Source organism: Streptomyces sp. STR69 (assembly GCF_024519455.1).
Taxonomy (GTDB): domain Bacteria; phylum Actinomycetota; class Actinomycetes; order Streptomycetales; family Streptomycetaceae; genus Streptomyces.
On sequence record NZ_JALJRY010000016.1, the window covers coordinates 99,063 to 116,884 of the forward strand.

Genomic DNA, 17,822 nt, shown 5'->3' on the forward strand with positions numbered 1-17,822 from the left:
CTCGGTTTCGGTGCCCCGGCGGCAGAATCCGCGGATGGACATCCACCCCGAACAACTGGCCGACGATGTGACACTGCGGCTCGCCGAGCCGGCCGACGCCCCCGCCCTCGCCGCCGCCTTCGTCGAGAACCGAAGCCCCTGGGAGCCGTACCGCCCCGACTCCTTCTTCACCGCCGAAGGACAGCGCGAGCGCCTGGAGGCGCAGGTGCGGGAGTACGCGGAGGGCCGGGTCGTGCCCCTGCTCCTCGTGTCCGGCGGGCGGGTCGTCGGGTCCTTCACCCTGGCCAGGATCGTGCTCGGCTCCTTCCGCAGCGCCTCGCTCGGCTACTGGATCGCCGCCGACCGGCAGGGGCGCGGTCTGGCCACCGCCGGTGTCGGGCGGGTGTGCCGGATCGCGCGGGAGACGGTCGGGCTGCACCGGCTGGAGGCGAGCACACGGCTCGACAACCTGGCCTCCCAACGCGTCCTGGAGAAGAGCGGGTTCGAGCCGATCGGGATGGCTCCGCGCTATGTGCACATCGGCGGGGCGTGGCAGGACCACCGGTTGTTCCAGCGGATCCTGCACGACGACGACCCGGCCGACGGCCCGACTTCAGCTTTCTGAGAATTCTTACCTTGCGCACAGCGCACGCTCACGCCCTTGACGGCCGCCGTCCCTAGCTTCGCGATCATGACGGGAAACCATGAGAAGCACGGGAAACACAGAGACAAGACCATCAGCCGGCGCCGCGCCCTCGCGGTGACCGGAGGGACGGTCGCGGCCGGCGGACTGGTGGCGGCCGGGTTCCAGTCGGCGTTCGCCGACACCGCGGACACGACGGCCGACGCGGACGCCACGGCCTCGGCTTCGGCGAGTTCGACCGGCAGCGAGTGCATGACGCTGATGACGAGCGTCACCGAGGGCCCCTACTACCTCGACGGTGCCCTGGTGCGCAAGGACATCACCGAGGGCAAGGCGGGCGTCCCGCTCACCCTGCGCCTGACCGTCGTCGACGCCACCGACGGCTGCACCCCGGTCAAGGGCGCGGCCGTGGAGATCTGGCACTGCGACGCCTGGGGCTACTACTCCGGCTACACCACCGCCAACCCCGGCGGCTCGGCTCCCGCCGAGAGCGAGGAGGGCGACAGCGCCAACGACCTGACCTACCTGCGCGGTTACCAGGTCGCCAACGCCAACGGGGTCGTCAAGTTCGAGACGATCTTCCCGGGTTGGTACACCCCGCGCACCTGCCACATCCACGTCAAGGTGCACACCGGCGGCGAGAAGGAGGACGGCACCTACGAGGGCGGCAAGGTCAACTACACCGGCCAGCTGTTCTTCGCCGACGACATCGCCGAGGAGATCTTCACCCTCGACCCGTACGCCAAGCACACGGGCTCGTACACCGTCCTCGCCGACGACATGGTCTACGACGGCGGAGGCGCCGCCAGCGGACTGCTCACCCTCAAGGCCGTCCACAAGAAGGACCCCTCCAAGGGCTACAAGGGCTCCCTGACGCTCGGCGTCGACCCGGACGCCGAGAGCACGGGCGCGGGCAGCGGCGGAGGCGGCACCCCGCCGAGCGGCACCCCCACGGGCGCCCCGCCCAGTGATGCGCCCAGTGACAGCGCCTCCCCTTCCACCTCGGCCTCCTCATAAGGTAAGGGACATGACAAGTCGCGAGGACGACGCGCTGGCGTGGGCCGCCGTGACCGCGCTCACCGGTCAACTGGCCCTGGCTCCCAAGCCGGGACTGCCCGACCCGCGTGACCTGGACGCCCGCAGCACGCGCCGGGAGCACGACAGTCTGCGCTGGTCGGCCAGGGCGCTGGCGCCCGGCCTCGCGGCGATGGCCGCCGCCGCCCGCCGTGCCGGCGAAGCCACGCCGGCGCTGCGGGCGGAGTTGGGCGCGATCGGCCGGTGCACCGAGCACTCGGTCGGCCTGGCCGGAGGCGGCCACAAGGGTGCCCTGTGGGCCCTCGGCTTCCTGGTCGCCGCGGTCGCCCTGGACCCCGGCGCCAAGGCCCGCGAGATCGCCGTGAGCACTCGGAAGATCACCGCGTTCAACGACAAGGGCGCCCCCAGGCGCCCCTCCCGGGGTTCGTCGATCTCCGTCAAGTACGGCGCGGCCGGCGCCCGGGGCGAGGCCAGGGCCGGATTCCCGCACGTACGCAGGGCGTTGGACGCCCTCGCCACAGCCCGCAAGGCAGGTGCCACCGAGACCCAGGCCCGCCTGGACGCCCTCCTCACCGTGATGTCCACCCTCCAGGACACCGAACTCCTGCACACCGCGGGCCCGTTGGGCCTGCGCCAGGTCCAGGCGGGCGCCCGCGCCGTCCTGGAGGCGGGCGGCACGGCGACGGAGGCCGGTGCGGAGGCGCTGGCCGCCTTCGACACCGACCTCCACGCGCGCACGTGGAGCCCTCGCGGAAGCGCGGGGCTCCTGGCGGGAGCGCTGTTCCTGGACTCCTTGCCGGTCAACTCACCGGCAGGGGCCGCCTGATGAAGCCGGTGCCGGCCGGCTCGCCAACACCTGCTGCCTGACGGCCACTTCACCCGGACCGGCGGCCCACCGCGCCGCCGGTCCCATCGCGTACGACGCCGCCACCGTCGCCCCGCCCAGCAGCAGCCAGCCCGGTGTCCCCCACTCCAGGAGCAGGGACGTCAGCACCAGGGGGCCCATCGTCCGGGCCACCGTCACGCCGGTCCCGAAGAAGCCCTGGTACTCGCCCACCCGGTCGACGGGTGCCAGCGTGAACGACAGTTGCCAGGACCCCGCCGACTGCCCCATCTCGGCGGCCACTTGGAGCACCGCACCGACCACCAGCGCCCCCGCCGCCACCCACGGCGACGCGCCCGCCGACAGCGCGAACGCGGCACAGGCCGCCAGCATCACCCAGCCCGAACGGCGCACCACGCGCGTGGCCGACGCGAGCCCCGTGACCCCGCGTGCCGTGCGCACCTGGAAGACCATCACCGCACCGGTGTTGAGCACGAACAGCGCGGAGACCAGCCAGGTGGGCGCGTCGGTCCGCTCGGCGATCCACAGCGGCAGCCCGAGACTGAGCAGCGGCATCCGCAGCAGCAGCACGGTGTTCAGCAGCGTGACGACGACATACGGCCGGTCGCGCAGGACACCGAGGCCGCCCGCCTTCTGCACCTGGGCGACCCGAACCGACGGCAGCCGCAGCAGCAACCCCGCACACACCAGGAAGCTCACCGCGTCCAGCGCGAACACCCCGAGGTACGCCGACCGCGTCCCCGCCCGCAGCGCGAGCCCGCCGAGGCCCGCGCCCACAGCGAGCCCGGCGTTCAGCGTCGACTGCAGATGGGCCAGCAGCCCGGTCCGCTCCCCGGCGGACACCAGCCCCGCCAGCAGCGCCTGCCGGGCCGCCGCGAGCCCCGACTGCGCGGAGGCGTAGGCACACGCGGCGAGCACGAAGGGCACGAATCCCCGTACGACGAGGAAGGAGGCCACCGCGAGCCCGGTCGCCAGCGCCAGCAGCACCGCCGTACCGCGCGGCCCGCGCCGGTCGGCCAGCCGCCCCAGCGGCACGCCCACCAGCGAACCCACGGCCCACGCGAGGGTGAGCCCGAGGCCCACGCGCGCGGGGGCGAGCCCGACGACGTGGGTGAAGTACAGCGCCGAGGTCACGTAGTAGGCGCCGTCACCGACGGAGTTGGTCAACTGGGCCAGCGCGAGGGTGCGTTGCGGGCCCGCGGGCGGGACGAGCGAGTTCGTCATGCCTACGACGTTAGAAGCCCAGTGGGTCTCCGGTGAGACCCAATACTCACTCCTTTTATTGGCCCAATTATCGGGTCCTTCAGGCCCCGTCCAGCACCCGCCCCAACACCTCCAGCGCCTCCGGATAGACCCGCTCCCGGGGCGTCCCGTACCCGACCACCAGGCCCTGCGGGCGCCCGTCACCCTCCCTCGCCGTGTGCCAGTGCTCGCCGAGCCGCCCCACCGCGAGCCCCTCCTTCTCGGCCCGCGCCACTACGGCCTCCTCGTCGTCGACCTCCACCAGCGCGTGCAGCCCGGCCGCGATCCCGCGCACGCTGCTGCGCGCCCCCAGCCGGTCGAGAAGCTGGTCGCGGCGGCGCCGGTACCGCAGCCGGCACGCGCGCACGTGCCGGTCGTAGGCATGGCTGTCGATCAGTTCGGCGAGCGCCAACTGGCCGATGGTCTCGGTGTGGTGGTCGCTGTGCAGTTTGGCGTCGGCGACCGCGTCGACCAGGTGGGGCGGCAGCACCATCCAGCCGAGCCGCAGCGCGGGCCCGAGCGTCTTGGACGCGGTGCCCAGGTACGCGACCTGTCCCGGCGCCATCCCCTGGAGCGCACCCACGGGCTGCCGGTCGTAGCGGAACTCCCCGTCGTAGTCGTCCTCGACGATCAGTCCCCCACGCGCGCGTGCCCAGTCGGTCAGCGCCCGTCTGCGCTCCGGGTGCAGGGTCACGCCGGTCGGGTACTGGTGGGCCGGTGTCAGCACCACGGCCGCCGCGTCCCCCAACTCCTCGGCGCGGGCGCCCCGTTCGTCGACCCCTACGGGGACCACGTTGCCGCCGTTGTGCCGGACCACCTCCCGGTGGAACGGCAGTCCGGGATCCTCCATGGCCACCCGGGAACCGCCGAGCACGCGCGTGAGGAGCGCGAGCCCTTGTACGTACCCGGAGGTGATCACGATCCGCTCCGGGGGCGCGATCACCCCGCGCGCCCGCCCCAGGTAGCCCGAGAGCGCGGTGCGCAGTTCGACACGGCCGCGCGGATCGCCGTAGTCGTACGCCAGGGAGGGTGCCGTCGCGATGGCGCGGCGCAGCGCGCGCAGCCAGGCCGCCGCCGGGAACGCGCCGACGTCCGGGCTGCCGGGCCGCAGGTCGAAACGGGGTACACGCGCGCGTGCCGTCGCTCCCGGTGTCTCCGCGTCGACGGAGGGCAGCAGCGCGACCTGGGTGCCGGAGCCCTGGCGGGCGGTCAGATAGCCCTCGGCGACGAGCTGGTCGTAGGCCGCCTTCGCGGTGCCCCGGGAGACGCCGAGTTCGGTCGCGAGGCGTCTGGTGGCCGGGAGGCGGGTTCCGGGGGCCAGGCGGCCGTCGCGTACGGCGTCCCGGAGCGCGCGTTCGAGACCGGCGCGCCGGCCGCCCTCCGGGTCGGGTTCCAGATGCAGGTCGACCCCGACGCCGGACCAGAAGTCGTTCACGAAAAAAGCCCTCCCCCTAGGCACACGACTGGCATGCGACCGTCATGCGACTTGGCACACGAATGGCCGGGCACCGTACGTGTGCCCGGCCATCAGTCTTGTATCAGTTATCGGCTGTCAGCTCTTGAGGGACGCCATCCAGCTCTCGACGTCGGCCGAGGTGCGGGGCAGGCCGTCGGAGAGGTTCCGGTTGCCGTTCTCGGTGACCAGGATGTCGTCCTCGATGCGGACGCCGATGCCGCGGTACTCCTCGGGGACGGTCAGGTCGTCCGCCTGGAAGTACAGGCCGGGCTCCACCGTGAGGACCATGCCGGGCTCCAACGTGCCCTCCACGTACGTCTCGGTGCGCGCGGCGGCGCAGTCGTGGACGTCCATGCCGAGCATGTGGCCGGTGCCGTGCAGCGTCCAGCGGCGCTGGAGGCCCAGCTCCAGGACGCGCTCCACGGGACCCTCGACAAGGCCCCACTCGACGATTTTCTCGGCCAGCACGCGTTGCGCCGCGTCGTGGAAGTCGCGGTACTTGCCGCCCGGCTGCACCGCCGCGATACCGGCCTCCTGGGCCTCGTACACGGCGTCGTAGACCTGCTTCTGGAGCTCGGTGAAGCGGCCGTTGATCGGGAGCGTGCGGGTGACGTCGGCGGTGTACAGGGTGTGCGTCTCGACGCCGGCGTCCAGGAGGAGCAGGTCGCCGGAGCGGACGGGGCCGTCGTTGCGGACCCAGTGCAGGGTGGTGGCGTGCGGGCCCGCGGCGCAGATCGAGCCGTAGCCGACGTCGTTGCCCTCGACGCGGGCGCGGAGGAAGAACGTCCCCTCGATGTAGCGCTCGCTGGTCGCCTCGGCCCTGTCGAGGACCTTGACGACGTCCTCGAAGCCGCGGACCGTCGAGTCGACGGCCTTCTGCAGCTCGGCGATCTCGAACTCGTCCTTGACCAGGCGGGCTTCGGAGAGGAAGATCCGCAGCTCCTCGTCGCGCTCGGCGGTGACCTTGTCGGTCAGCGCGGCCTCGATGCCCGTGTCGTAGCCGCGTACGACCCGGACCGGGCCGGTGGCCTCGCGCAGGGCCTCGGGCAGTTCGCGGACGTCGGAGGCGGGGATGCCGTAGAGCGCCTCGGACTCGGTCAGCGAGTGGCGGCGGCCGACCCACAGCTCGCCCTGGCCGGAGAGCCAGAACTCGCCGTTCTCGCGGTCGGAGCGCGGCAGGAGGTAGATCGTCGCCTTGTGGCCCTCGGTCGTGGGCTCCAGGACGAGGACGCCGTCCTCGGTGAGGTTGCCCGTCAGGTACGCGTACTCGACCGACGCCCGGAAGGGGTACTCGGTGTCGTTCGAGCGGGTCTTCAGGTTGCCCGCGGGGATCACCAGGCGCTCGCCCGGGAAGCGCGCGGAGAGCGCGGCACGGCGGCGGGCGGTGTGCCCGGCCTGCTCGACGGGCCGCAGGTCGTGCAGCTCGGTGTCGGCCCAGCCGGACTTCATGCTCTCGGCCAACTCGTCGGACACGCCCGGGTACAGGCCGTTCTTCCGCTTCTTGATGGGCTCTTCAGGCTCCGCAGACTCAGTCTCCGGGGTCTCCGGGGTGAGCTCGTCGGCCACGGTCATCCTCCTAGATACGGCACTGGACCCCATCCATCGTACGGTCGTACGGAAGGGGGCCCAGGGCCGTATGGCCTGTTACACATGGCTTCCGGGCGACTACTCGAAACGGGCCGCCAGAAGGACGACGTCCTCGTCGCTGTCGGCCGTGTCGAGGCCGTCCGGCAGCACGGTCCGCAGCACGTGGTCGGCGATCGCGGCCGGGTCGGCGCGCAGCGCCTTGGGGACGCTCGCCGCCGCGGCGTGCAGACGGGCGAAGGCGCGGTCCATGGGGTCGCCGGTACGGTGCAGCAGCCCGTCGGTGTAGAGCAGAACCGTCTCGCCGGGCTCCGCCTCCAGCTCCACGCTCGGCGCCTCCCAGCAGGCCAGCATGCCCAGCGGCGCGGAGACGGAGGTCTCCACGAACTCCGTGCGCCGCTCGCCGACCAGGAGCGGCGGGCTGTGACCTGCCCCCGCCAGGGTGATCTTGCGCAACGCGGGCTCGCAGTAGGCGAACAGGGCGGTGGCCGAGCGGGCGGGCTCGGTGAGCCTGAGGAGCAGTTCGAGGTCGGACAGGACCGCGACCGGGTCCTCGCCCTCCATCACCGCGTACGCCCGCAGGGACGCCCGGAGCCGGCCCATCGCGGCGATCGCGCTCGGCCCGGAACCCGTCACCGAGCCGACCGCGAGACCGAGCGCGGCATCGGGCAGCGGCAGCGCGTCGTACCAGTCGCCGCCGCCGCGCGGACCCGTGCGGTGCAGCGCGGCGAGCTGTACACCGGCCACGCGGGGGAGCCGGGACGGCAGCAGCTCCTCGGCGATGGTCGCCATGCACGCGCGCGTGCGCTCGACTTCGAGGAGCCGGGCCAGGTGCTCGGTGGCGTAACGGGCGTACAGGCCGGCGAGGTGGCGCTGCCGCTCGACCGGCTCGGCGGGCTCGTCGTACAGCCACACGGCGGCGCCGAGGCGCCCGGCCGCGTCGGTCGCCAGGGGCAGCGCGTAACTGGCCGCGTAGCCCAGGCGTACGGCCACCTCGCGGTGGCGCGGGTCGAGGCCGTCCTCGGCGAACAGGTCGGGGTGGACGATCTCGCCGCCCTCGCCGCCAGGGGCCCCGTCCAGAATCTGGCCGTATGACATCGCTCCGCGCGGGACGGTCTCGATGTGGCCGAGGTCGGAGCGGTCCAGGCCCAGGCCGATGGTGGTGTCCGGGCCCAGGCCGTCGCCGGGTTCCAGGACGACGAGTCCGCGCCGGGCGCCCACCAGGGCGGCTCCGGCGCGCAGCAGCTCCTGGAGTGCGTCCGCGAGTGCGTCCGTGCGTGCCAGTCGTTCCGTGAGTTCGTGGAGGGTCGTGAGGTCGGAGACCCAGCCGGCGAGACGGTCCTGGAGCAGGGCACTTGGCGCGTTCGGAGCGGTATCCGGCGGGTTCTGGACGTTCGGGGAAGGGGCCGGAGGGGTACCGGTGGCGGCAGGCGCGGGCGCGACAGTGTGTGCGGGCGAGGGAACCGTTGAATCGATTCCAGCCACTTTCGGAGGGTGAGGGGCGTTCATGGCGTCCGGCTTTCCGACCGGTGCGTATTGCTCAAAAGCATCGCAAACCCCCATGTCATTCTGCGCCGCTGGCAGTGTCTCCACATGTACACGCACTCGTGAGGGGATGTCCAGCATTGTCCTGCCGGGATTCCTGGTGTCCATGGGTTTCGCGGGGGCATTTCGCTCTCCCCTTGCGGATTGGCAAAGTTGGCTTAAAACTGCATCAGGGGACGGTCCATTGAGGTCGACTGGGTTTGCTCGACGGAGCGTCACAGCGGTCGTGATGGGTACGTACTCGGAGAAGACCAGGGGTGGCGGGGGCCGCCCGGAACCTGGTGAGGGACCCGGGCGTCTTAACCACCGACGATCGTGCCCCATCCTCCCGTGGCGGAGGCGGAGAGAAATACGCGGGACGGCAAAACGCCAGACTTCGCCACCCCCACGCCACGCCCATGCTTTTCATGCACGCACGGGTTCCCCCTGCTTCACGCAGGGGTGTGATGCGCCAACAGGTACGCACAGTGAAGTGATCGACACATGGTGTGATGTGGTCCTCGGTGTTGCCAGCGGTGCAACGGAAAGGAACGAGCGCTCATGCGCGAGATCCTCGGAAAGCGACGCAGGCTCCTGTCCAGGCGAGACAACAGGAGGTCTGAGATGCTCAGCGCGGCCCTGACCTTCGCTACGGAATGGCAATGGCCCGTACTCCCGGGCGTGGCACCCGATCCCCAGGGACGGGCCCGCTGCGGCTGTCCGGACCCTGAGTGCACGGTGCCCGGCGCCCACCCCTTCGACCCCGGCCTCCTCGCGGCCACCACCGACGCCCGCATGGTGCGCTGGTGGTGGGGCAACCGCCCCGCCGCACCCATCGTCCTCGCCACCGGCGACAAGGCTCCCTGCGCGGTCAGCCTGCCCGCACCCGCGGCCTCCCGGGCCCTCGCCGCGCTCGACCTCCAGGGCATGCGCCTGGGCCCGGTCGTCGCCGCGCCCACCCGCTGGTCGCTGCTCGTCAAGCCGTACTCCCTGGAGCAGTTGGGCGAGCTGCTCTACGCCAAGGACCATGTCCCCGGCTCGCTCCGCTTCCACGGCGAGGGCGGCTATCTCGCCCTGCCGCCCTCCGAGACCGGCCAGGGCCAGATCCGCTGGGAGCGCGCACCACTGCCCGGCTCCTCCTCGCCCTGGGTCCCCGATGTCGAGGCCGTGGTGGACGCCGTGGTCGAGGCCCTCACTCGTACGGGTGTGAGCGCCCCCGAGTTGTAGGGGTGTCGGGCGCGCGCGGACCGTGGCGCCCGTGGTTGGTAGTTATCTTCCGCTCTATGAACCTTCGTCTGCTCGCCCTCGCGGGCGTCGCGGTGTGCGCGGTCGCGCTGCCGCTGGCCGTGGCGTCCGCGGGACCCGTACGCGACGAGGGCCACGCAGTCGTACGCTCCCTGGTCCACTCCTCCGACGACGACCGGAAGGAGCCGTCCGCCGCGCCCTCGCCGACGCCCACCCGCTCCCCGCTGGCACTCGGTCTGGGGTTGGCCACCGCGGCCCGCTGCGGACCCGAACTCTCCACCCCCGACGGCGTCGAGGCGCAGACCTGTGTCATGACGCAGGGCGAGGACACCTGGGCGCGCACCTACTACCGGAACGCGACCGGCGACGACCTGGACGCGGTGCTGAGTCTCATGGGGCCGGCGGACCGCACCGTGCAGATGCACTGCGCCGTGAGCGCCGAGGACGAGCCCTCGCTGTGCGAGACGCCCCGGGAGCACACACAGGGCGGTCCGGCGGCCTACACGGCTGTCGCGGAGTTCGCCGCCGGGCCGGGCGGGCGTGGGCCGCTGTTGCTGCGCTCGGGGAGCAACTCCTCGGCGCCTACGGCGAGTTGACGGACGGCGTCGTTCCGTACACGCGAGCCGGGCATGAAAAGACCCGGTTGCTGGCGACGGGGGATGCACCAGCAACCGGGCTACTCGAACGGTAACAAGAGATCGGCGGTTCGCAAATTCGATCTCGGCTATTCGGACACCGACTTGCCTTTCACAACGGGGAGTTGCGACAGGAGTCACCGGAGTGAACAGGCCTGTTACGACTCACCGGTCGGTCAGTCGAACCCCTGCGCCCTTCCGGGTGTCAGCTGAGCGTGACCTGCCGGTTGGTGAGGCCGCCGCGCGCGCGGCGCTCGTCCGCGGTGAGCGGGGCGTCCGTGGCCAGCGCGGCGGTGAGCCGCTCTGCGAACTCGGCGGCCGGCTTCTCCACGTCGTCCGCGCCGAACCCGCTCGGCAGGTCCCAGACGGGCACGGTGAGACCGTGAGCACGGAAGGACCCCACGAGGCGGGTGCCCTCACCGAGACCGGAGCGGCCGGCGGCGTGCAGCCGGGCGAGAGCGTCCAGAAGTTGCTCCTCCGGGTACGGCATGACCCAGCGCAAGTGGTTCTTGTCCGGCGTCTCGCACCAGTACGCGGCGTCCACGCCCTGGAGTTTCACGGTCGGGATGGCGGCGGCGTTGGCGCGCTCCAGGGAGGCGGTCACCTCGGGCGACGCGTTCTCCGCCTCCGGAACCCAGAATTCGAAGCCCGCGTGTACAACTGGCTCGAACGTGCCTTCAGGGTCGAGCAGTTCCTGCAGTCGCGGACCGTCGGCCGGGGCGCGGCGGGACTGCACCGGAGTGCCCGGGTCCGCGACCAGCGCACGCTGGAGGGTGTCGGCGAGGTCGCGGCTGATGTCGCCGGACGCCGTGTCGTTCTGCAGGCCGAGCAGCACCGAGCCGTCGTCGCGGCGCAGGGCCGGCCAGGCCATCGGCAGCACCGTGGCGAGCGTGACCGACGGAACCCCTTCGGGGAGGCCGCCCTTCAGGGGCAGCGCGACCGTGGCGGCGGGCACCAGCTCGCGCAGCGCCACCCAGTCGCCCTCGCCGGGCAGCCCCTCGAAGGGCCGCTGCACCAGCTCGGTCACCGCGTGCGCGGCAGCCCGGCCGTGGCACGCCTTGTAGCGGCGGCCACTGCCGCAGGGGCAGGGCTCGCGGGCACCGACCACCGGGACCTCGGTGTCGCTGAGCTGAGGCCGCTTGGCCGTGGTCTGGGGTCGCTTCTTGGCCATCGTGGGTGTCTCCCGGTTACGGCTCGTCTCGTACGGGCGGGAGCCTAGCCGTTCACGCCATGACCGACGGGAGCCTGTGGACAACCTTCGGCGCGGGTCGGCGGCGGGCCGCCTGTGGGAAACCCGGCGCCTGTGGACGGACGCGTCGGTTCTGCGCGGACGTGTCAGTCCAGGTCGTCGAAGGCGTCCGCGTAGCCGAGCCGGGCACCTGAGACCGTCGGGGCCGTGACGCGCGCAGCGAAGTCGTCGCGCCGGTGCGCGGCATCCGGATCATGAACGTCCTCGTGGACGACGACCCACACCGTGACCTCGCCCCGGGTGTCGTCGCGTACGCCCCAGTCGTCGGCCAGCGCGGTGATGATGTTCAGGCCGCGCCCGCCGTGCGCCGTGACCGACGGGGTGGCCGGAGCCGGGCGGGTCGGGCCGCCGCCGTCCGTCACCTCGACCGTGAGTCGTCCGCCCGTGTCCACGCGCCAGGCGCAGCGGACGTCACCGTCACCGGCCAGGGCGTCGCCCAGGGGCCGGCCGTGTTTGCACGCATTGCTCAGAAGTTCGGAAAGGATCAGTACGGCATCGTCGATGACCGCTTCCGACACACCGCCCGTACGCAACTGGTCGCGCATGCGATGTCTTGCCTGCCCCACGCCCGCAGGGCCATGGGTCACGGCCATGCTCGACGACGTGGGCACCTCCTGTGCCACCACCAACGCCACCCCCGAGACCTCCTTCGCCCCACGCCACGGTGTGGATGCCCTCTTGGCCTGTACCGGAAACCGGCCAATCCACGTTCAGTGACGCATTCGCAACGATCGAACACGGACCGAACGCGCCGGAGCACTCCCTGTAATCGGGTGGCTTGTTTTCGATGGTGTGGCCGAGTTCGGAGGATGGTGCAGGTGAGGCGCCCGGGTCAAGGGGTGTTTGGCGGTCTTTATGAGGTTCTTTATTGTTCCCTACCGAGCTGGCTCAGAACGGCCCGCGGCCGGTTGGTGATGATGGCGTCAATGCCCAGGTCAACGCAGAGATCGACGTCCTCGGGCTCGTTGACGGTCCATACATGCACCCGATGACCGGCGTTTTTCAGCCGCTCGATATACGCAGGGTGATTGCGCACGATCCTGATCGAGGGGCCTGCGATCCGGACACCGGCCGGAAGTCGACCGTCCCTCAGGCGGGGCGAGAGGAACTGCAACAGGTAGACCGTCGGCAGCGTCGGGGAGGCCGCCCGCACCCGGTGCAAAGATCGCGCAGAGAAACTCATGACCCGTACCGGGGAGTCGGCGGCGGAGGCCGGGGCGTCCAGGCCGAACCGCTTCAGGAGCACCAGCAGCCGTTCCTCGACCTGCCCCGCCCAGCGCGTCGGATGCTTCGTCTCGATGGCCAGTTCCACCCGCCGGCCCGCGTCCGCGACGAGTTCGAGCAGCCGCTCCAGGGTGAGTACGGAGGTGTCCCCGCGGTCCTCCGGAAGGTGCTCCCAGTCCGGCTCCTCGTCCCGTGTCCGCCAGGAGTCGCGGGACAGGTCGCGGCTCTTCCAGGAGCCGAAGTCGAGGGCGGCCAGATCGGCGAGTTCCAGTGCCGAGACCGCTCCGCGTCCGTTCGACGTACGGTTGACGCGTCGGTCGTGGACGCAGACGAGATGGCCGTCGGCGGTCAGTCGTACATCGCACTCAAGCGCGTCCGCGCCGTCCTCGATCGCCTTCTTGTAGGCGGCGAGGGTGTGTTCGGGGGCCTCTTCGGAGGCTCCGCGGTGGGCGACGACTTGGATCCGGTGCTGCCGTGCGTGGGTCACCGCGTCATGGTGCCACCGCAAAGGGGTACACGTGGAACCGAGAAGGTGTAGGTATGCGGCTTTTTGGTGCTTGTGACCGCTTATAAAGGATCGCCATGGACCCACAGGCACCGCTTATGGTGCCCTGACGTCCGGTGGGAAAAGCTGACGGCATACAAAAGCACCAGCACAGCTGTTTCGCGCCGGACCGTCGACAAGCGTGAACGAGTGTGACCGCATGCTTCCGAGAACAACAGCCGTGGACCGAGGAGAAGAGCTGTGAGCACCGAGAACGAGGGCACTGAGGTACCCCCGGCCCCGTCTGCACCTCCTGTGCCGGTGGAATCTCCCGCAGCTTCCCCGCAGGCGGCTGCGCCCGAGGGGGGCGCGCCCACCACGCAGCTCCCGTCCGTGCCTCCGAGCGCCCCGCACGCCGGGCACGCGCCCGCGTACGGCGCCGCGCCCCAGGCACCCGGCCCCGAGGGCACGGGATCCGCTCCCGACGCCGCCTGGCCGCCCCCGCCCGCCACACCGTCGTACGCCGACGGAGGCACGGCCGCGGGCGCGTACGGCGGCGAGGGCGTGAGCGGCTACGGCGGCGACGGCTACGGAGCCGACGGCGCGGCCGGTGCCGGTGGCTACGGCGGTGACGGCACCGGCGGCTGGGGCACCCCGTACCAGCAGCCGCCGGCGCCCAAGAAGTCCGGCGGCGGCCGCGGCGGGCTCATCGCCGCCGTCCTGATCGCCGCACTGGTCGCGGGCGGCCTGGGCGGTGGCCTCGGCTACACCCTGGCCAAGGACAACGACGACAACAGCAACTCCACCACCGTCTCCGCCGACTCCGGCAGCAGCGCCTCCGTCAAGCGCGACCCGGGCACCATCGCCGCGGTGGCCGCCAAATCCCTGCCCAGCACGGTCACCATCGAGGCCGAGAGCACCAGCGGCGAGGGCGGCACCGGCACGGGCTTCGTCTTCGACACCCAGGGCCACATCGTCACCAACAACCACGTCGTCGCCGACGCGGTCGACGGCGGCAAGCTCACAGCGACCTTCCCGAACGGCAAGAAGTACGACGCCGAGATCGTCGGCCACGCCCAGGGCTACGACGTAGCGGTCATCAAGCTCAAGAACGCCCCCAGCGACCTCAAGCCGCTCGCCCTCGGCGACTCGGACAAGGTGGCCGTGGGCGACGAGACGATCGCCATCGGCGCCCCCTTCGGCCTGTCCAACACGGTGACCACGGGCATCATCAGCGCCAAGAACCGCCCCGTGGCCTCCAGCGACGGCAGCGCCACCAGCAAGGCGTCCTACATGAGCGCCCTGCAGACCGACGCCTCCATCAACCCCGGCAACTCGGGCGGCCCGCTGCTCGACGCCCAGGGCTCGGTCATCGGCATCAACTCCGCCATCCAGTCGACCAGCAGCGGCGGCCTCAGCGGCAGCAGCCAGTCCGGCTCGATCGGCCTGGGCTTCGCCATCCCCATCAACCAGGCGAAGTACGTCGCCCAGCAGCTGATCAAGACCGGCAAGCCGGTGTACGCCAAGATCGGCGCCTCCGTCTCCCTGGAGGACAGCACCGGGGGCGCGACGATCACCACCGGCTCCTCCGCGATCGAGGCCAACGGCCCCGCGGCCAAGGCGGGTCTCAAGGCCGGCGACGTCATCACCAAGTTCGACGATTCGGTGATCGACAGCGGCCCGACCCTCATCGGCGAGATCTGGACCCACAAGCCGGGCGACAAGGTCACGATCACCTACAAGCGCGGCGGCACGGAGCACACCACCGAACTGACCCTGACTTCGCGGACCGGCGACAACTGACGTAGCGCCGAGCGACCAACCGGCGGGCCGGGCAAGGGGTTTCCTTGCCCGGCCCGCCCGTTTTCCGCCCTCTCCTCCATGGGTGCGCACACACCACGGGAACTGGATTCCTCCCCGCGGCGAAGTACGGGTGAAAGCCCAATCTTCAACAGCGTGTTCGCCTGGACGATTCGCATGGCGATTCGCATGGACGAGAGGAGCCCCGATGACCGTCGAACCAGGCGTCAGGGTGGGGCAGGACAGTGACGCCTCGACGAGTGACGCCTCGGAGATCGAACGGTCCTGGGACGAGCCCGAGGCATTCGCCGTGCTCTTCGACCGCCACGCCGACTCGGTGCACCGCTACGCGGCGCGCCGGCTCGGTCCGGAGGTGGCCGAGGACCTGATGGCGGAGACGTTCACCATCGCGTTCCAGCAGCGCTTCCGGTACAACACGGAACTGGCCGACGCCCGCCCGTGGTTGTTCGGCATCGCGACCAACCTCGTGGGCCGCCACCGGCGCGCCGAGGCCCGCCGGCTGAAGGCGATCGGCCGGCTGCCGTCCGCCGCTCCCGCCGACGGCTCCGAGGACACGGTCGCCGACCAGGTGGCCGCGCGGGTCAGCGCACAGGCCGTACGCGGCGAACTGGCCCTGGGCATGGCCCGGTTGCCCGCCCGCCACCGGGACGTGCTGCTGCTGGTCGCCTGGGCCGACCTCGGCTACGAGGAGGTCGCCCGCGCCCTGGAGATACCGGTGGGAACGGTCCGGTCACGGCTGCACAGGGCCCGTAGAAAGCTTCGCGACGCATTGGGCGGATCCGATCCGACAACCTTCCGAGAGGAAACCGACGTTGAGGAATCCGACGATGAATGAGATGCGGCTCCTGAGGGAGTGGGACGCGGACGCACCCCCGCTCACGGACCACGCACGCGCGCGTGCCCGTCTCCGCCTGTACGACACGATGACCGCGCCCGCCACCTCCGTGGCCGTCGGTCGCCGCCCGTTCCTGCGGATCGCGGTGGCCGGCGCCGCGACGGCGGCGGTCGCCACGACCGTACTGATCGCCAACGACTCCTCCCCCCGCACCCAGCCGGTGAGCGCGACCACCGTGCTGCGGGGAGCGGCGACCGAGGAACGCAGACTGGAGAAGCCGATCGCCCCGCGCGACGACCAGTTCATCTACACCAAGGAGATCATCAAGGAGCGCCCGGCCGGGGGCAGTTCGACCAGGACGTACGTCGACGAGAGCTGGAACTCGGTCGACGGCTCAAAGAAGTCGTACGTCAGCGAACTGGGCCACAAGCAGTGGGTCCCGGTGTACCAGCCGGGCCAGGGCAACTGGCCGCCGCGCAGGTGGACCCTGTTGAAGCAACTCCCCACGGATCCGCACAAGTTGCTGATCGCCCTCCGGGACGGCTCCCCGAAGCCGGACTACAACAGGCCGATGACGGCCGCGGATTGGCCGATGACCCAGTTCTTCGTGTCGGGCCTGCTCCGCGCTCCCGTCCTCCCGAAGGGACTCCGCTCCGCGGCCTACGAGGCCCTCGCAGCCGTCCCCGGCATCAAGGTCCTGCCCCACCAGAAGGACGCCGACGGCCGCGTGGGCATCGGGATCCAGTACGTCGGACCCCCCGGAACCCCCTGGGCGGACGGCGGCCGGATCCTGATCTTCGACGCGAAGACGTACCGCTACCTGGGCGCACATGACCGGCGCACGGCGGCCGGGACGACGTACGAACAGTGGTCGTACGTCGCGGCGAGCGCCGTGGTGGACCGGGTGATGCAGCGGCCGTAGCGAGGTGACGTACAGGTCGGAGGGGGTGTCGCCCGGCGGGCGGCGCCCCTGCCACCATGAGCCATGCGACCGGACGACTGGCACCTCACCCATGACGTCGACGGCTTCCTCGCCCGGGCCGGAGAGTTCCTGCGCTCACGCCCCGCACAGCACACCATGGCGCTCACCACGATCGAGAAGATACGGAGGCGCGAAGCGGCCGCACCCAGCGCACCCGGCGCCGAGACCCCGCTGTTCGGCCGACTGGAACAAGGGGGCGAGGTCCACGCGGCCTTCTACCGCGTGGCCGCCCACCGCCACCTGAACCCCACCTCGCTCACCCCCGAGCAGGCCGACACCCTCGCCGCGCACCTGGCCGCGCTCGGCCAACCGCTCTCCGGCGTCATCTCGGACCATGACACGGCCGACGCGTTCGCCGAGGCCTGGCAACGCCACACGGGCGCGACATCAGTCCGCACCTGGGGTGCCCGCCTCCACCGTCTCGGCAAACTCACCCCACCGGAGCCGCCCCCGGAAGGCAGGGGCCGAGCCGCGCGCGACCAGGACCAAGACCAAGACCACGACCACGACCAGGACTACGACTACGACTACGACTACGACTACGACTACGGCCAAGTCGTGCGCTGGTGCCGGGAGTTCTGCGTCGACGTCGGAGAGACCGTCTCCATGGACCTCATCGACGCCGGCTCCTGGGGCACCTCGCGCTTCGGCGACAGACACTTCACGTTCTGGGAGACCCCGGACGGCACGCCCACCTCCATGGCGGCCGTGACCTCGATGACCGCCGGCATGGTCCGCGTGGACCCGGTCTACACCCCGGCCCACCTCCGGGGCCACGGCTACGCCGGCGCCGTGACGACCGCGGTGAGCCAAGCCGCACTGACCGCCGGCGCGACGGACGTCGTCCTGTTCGCGGACCCGGCCAACGCTACGAGCAGCGCGCTCTATCAACGCCTCGGGTTCGTACCGGTGGGGGACTTCATCGGGTACGACTTCATCGGGTACGACATCTCGGGCGCGGCGCAGGAGTAGCTCCACGGGATGCCTCCGGCGGGACCACGCCACCCACGCATCCTGGATGCCGGTACGCTGTACCCGCT

16 protein-coding genes are annotated in these 17,822 nt (G+C 71.3%); 9 read left to right on the top strand and 7 right to left on the bottom strand.

The annotated features are described in order from the left end of the window. The first annotated feature begins 34 nt into the window (after nucleotides 1-34). The 3 genes from OC490_RS28375 to OC490_RS28385 all read left to right on the top strand — a co-directional run bounded on the left by OC490_RS28375 (nucleotide 35) and on the right by OC490_RS28385 (nucleotide 2,483). A complete protein-coding gene (locus tag OC490_RS28375) occupies nucleotides 35-604 on the top strand; it encodes a GNAT family N-acetyltransferase (protein WP_262060851.1) in 570 nt (189 codons plus the stop codon). Nucleotides 605-670: 66 nt separating this feature from the next. Beyond that, entirely contained in the window at nucleotides 671-1,639 is a 969-nt protein-coding gene (locus OC490_RS28380; protein ID WP_262060852.1) for an intradiol ring-cleavage dioxygenase, read from the top strand. A 10-nt stretch (nucleotides 1,640-1,649) separates the two neighbouring features. Beyond that, nucleotides 1,650-2,483, top strand: coding sequence for a triphosphoribosyl-dephospho-CoA synthase (locus OC490_RS28385; protein ID WP_262060853.1), 834 nt, complete (start codon nucleotides 1,650-1,652; stop codon nucleotides 2,481-2,483). On the opposite strand, the gene OC490_RS28390 is transcribed toward OC490_RS28385, so the two are convergent. From OC490_RS28390 to OC490_RS28405, 4 genes are all read right to left on the bottom strand, one after another. Then, nucleotides 2,463-3,725, bottom strand: coding sequence for an MFS transporter (locus OC490_RS28390; RefSeq protein WP_262060854.1), 1,263 nt, complete (start codon nucleotides 3,723-3,725; stop codon nucleotides 2,463-2,465). The two genes, OC490_RS28385 and OC490_RS28390, sit on opposite strands and share 21 nt — an antisense overlap. 79 nt (nucleotides 3,726-3,804) lie before the next feature. Beyond that, nucleotides 3,805-5,178, bottom strand: coding sequence for a PLP-dependent aminotransferase family protein (locus OC490_RS28395; protein WP_262060855.1), 1,374 nt, complete (start codon nucleotides 5,176-5,178; stop codon nucleotides 3,805-3,807). Between the two features lie 117 nt (nucleotides 5,179-5,295). After that, nucleotides 5,296-6,771, bottom strand: coding sequence for an aminopeptidase P family protein (locus tag OC490_RS28400; RefSeq protein WP_262060856.1), 1,476 nt, complete (start codon nucleotides 6,769-6,771; stop codon nucleotides 5,296-5,298). Between the two features lie 93 nt (nucleotides 6,772-6,864). Continuing rightward, a complete protein-coding gene (locus OC490_RS28405; RefSeq protein ID WP_262060857.1) occupies nucleotides 6,865-8,409 on the bottom strand; it encodes a PP2C family protein-serine/threonine phosphatase in 1,545 nt (514 codons plus the stop codon). Nucleotides 8,410-8,868: 459 nt separating this feature from the next. Here OC490_RS28405 and OC490_RS28410 point away from each other — a divergent pair, with 459 nt between their 5' ends. Both OC490_RS28410 and OC490_RS28415 read left to right on the top strand, forming a co-directional pair. Next, nucleotides 8,869-9,534: a bifunctional DNA primase/polymerase gene (locus OC490_RS28410; RefSeq protein ID WP_262060858.1), complete on the top strand. Its 666-nt coding sequence runs from the start codon at nucleotides 8,869-8,871 to the stop codon at nucleotides 9,532-9,534. 56 nt (nucleotides 9,535-9,590) lie between these two features. Beyond that, nucleotides 9,591-10,148, top strand: coding sequence for a hypothetical protein (locus tag OC490_RS28415; protein ID WP_262060859.1), 558 nt, complete (start codon nucleotides 9,591-9,593; stop codon nucleotides 10,146-10,148). A 244-nt stretch (nucleotides 10,149-10,392) separates the two neighbouring features. Here the strand turns inward: OC490_RS28415 and OC490_RS28420 are convergent, their stop codons facing one another. The 3 genes from OC490_RS28420 to OC490_RS28430 all read right to left on the bottom strand — a co-directional run bounded on the left by OC490_RS28420 (nucleotide 10,393) and on the right by OC490_RS28430 (nucleotide 13,147). Further along, a complete protein-coding gene (locus OC490_RS28420) occupies nucleotides 10,393-11,358 on the bottom strand; it encodes an SEC-C domain-containing protein (RefSeq protein ID WP_262060860.1) in 966 nt (321 codons plus the stop codon). 164 nt (nucleotides 11,359-11,522) lie between these two features. Further along, nucleotides 11,523-12,071 carry an ATP-binding protein gene (locus OC490_RS28425; protein WP_410099072.1) on the bottom strand — a complete coding sequence of 183 codons (549 nt, stop codon included), beginning with the start codon at nucleotides 12,069-12,071 and terminating at the stop codon, nucleotides 11,523-11,525. Nucleotides 12,072-12,301: 230 nt separating this feature from the next. Beyond that, nucleotides 12,302-13,147: a glycerophosphodiester phosphodiesterase gene (locus OC490_RS28430; RefSeq protein ID WP_262060861.1), complete on the bottom strand. Its 846-nt coding sequence runs from the start codon at nucleotides 13,145-13,147 to the stop codon at nucleotides 12,302-12,304. 258 nt (nucleotides 13,148-13,405) lie between these two features. On the opposite strand from OC490_RS28430, the gene OC490_RS28435 reads away from it, so the two are divergent. The 4 genes from OC490_RS28435 to OC490_RS28450 all read left to right on the top strand — a co-directional run bounded on the left by OC490_RS28435 (nucleotide 13,406) and on the right by OC490_RS28450 (nucleotide 17,754). Further along, nucleotides 13,406-14,947 carry a S1C family serine protease gene (locus tag OC490_RS28435; protein WP_262060862.1) on the top strand — a complete coding sequence of 514 codons (1,542 nt, stop codon included), beginning with the start codon at nucleotides 13,406-13,408 and terminating at the stop codon, nucleotides 14,945-14,947. A gap of 205 nt (nucleotides 14,948-15,152) precedes the next feature. After that, nucleotides 15,153-15,800 (top strand): RNA polymerase sigma factor, encoded by a 648-nt coding sequence (locus OC490_RS28440; protein WP_262060863.1) that lies wholly within the window; start codon nucleotides 15,153-15,155, stop codon nucleotides 15,798-15,800. Further along, nucleotides 15,793-16,722, top strand: coding sequence for a CU044_5270 family protein (locus tag OC490_RS28445; protein ID WP_262060864.1), 930 nt, complete (start codon nucleotides 15,793-15,795; stop codon nucleotides 16,720-16,722). Before OC490_RS28440 ends, OC490_RS28445 begins: the two co-directional genes overlap by 8 nt. Before the next feature lie 63 nt (nucleotides 16,723-16,785). Next, a complete protein-coding gene (locus OC490_RS28450; RefSeq protein ID WP_262060865.1) occupies nucleotides 16,786-17,754 on the top strand; it encodes a GNAT family N-acetyltransferase in 969 nt (322 codons plus the stop codon). Nucleotides 17,755-17,822: the final 68 nt, after the last annotated feature.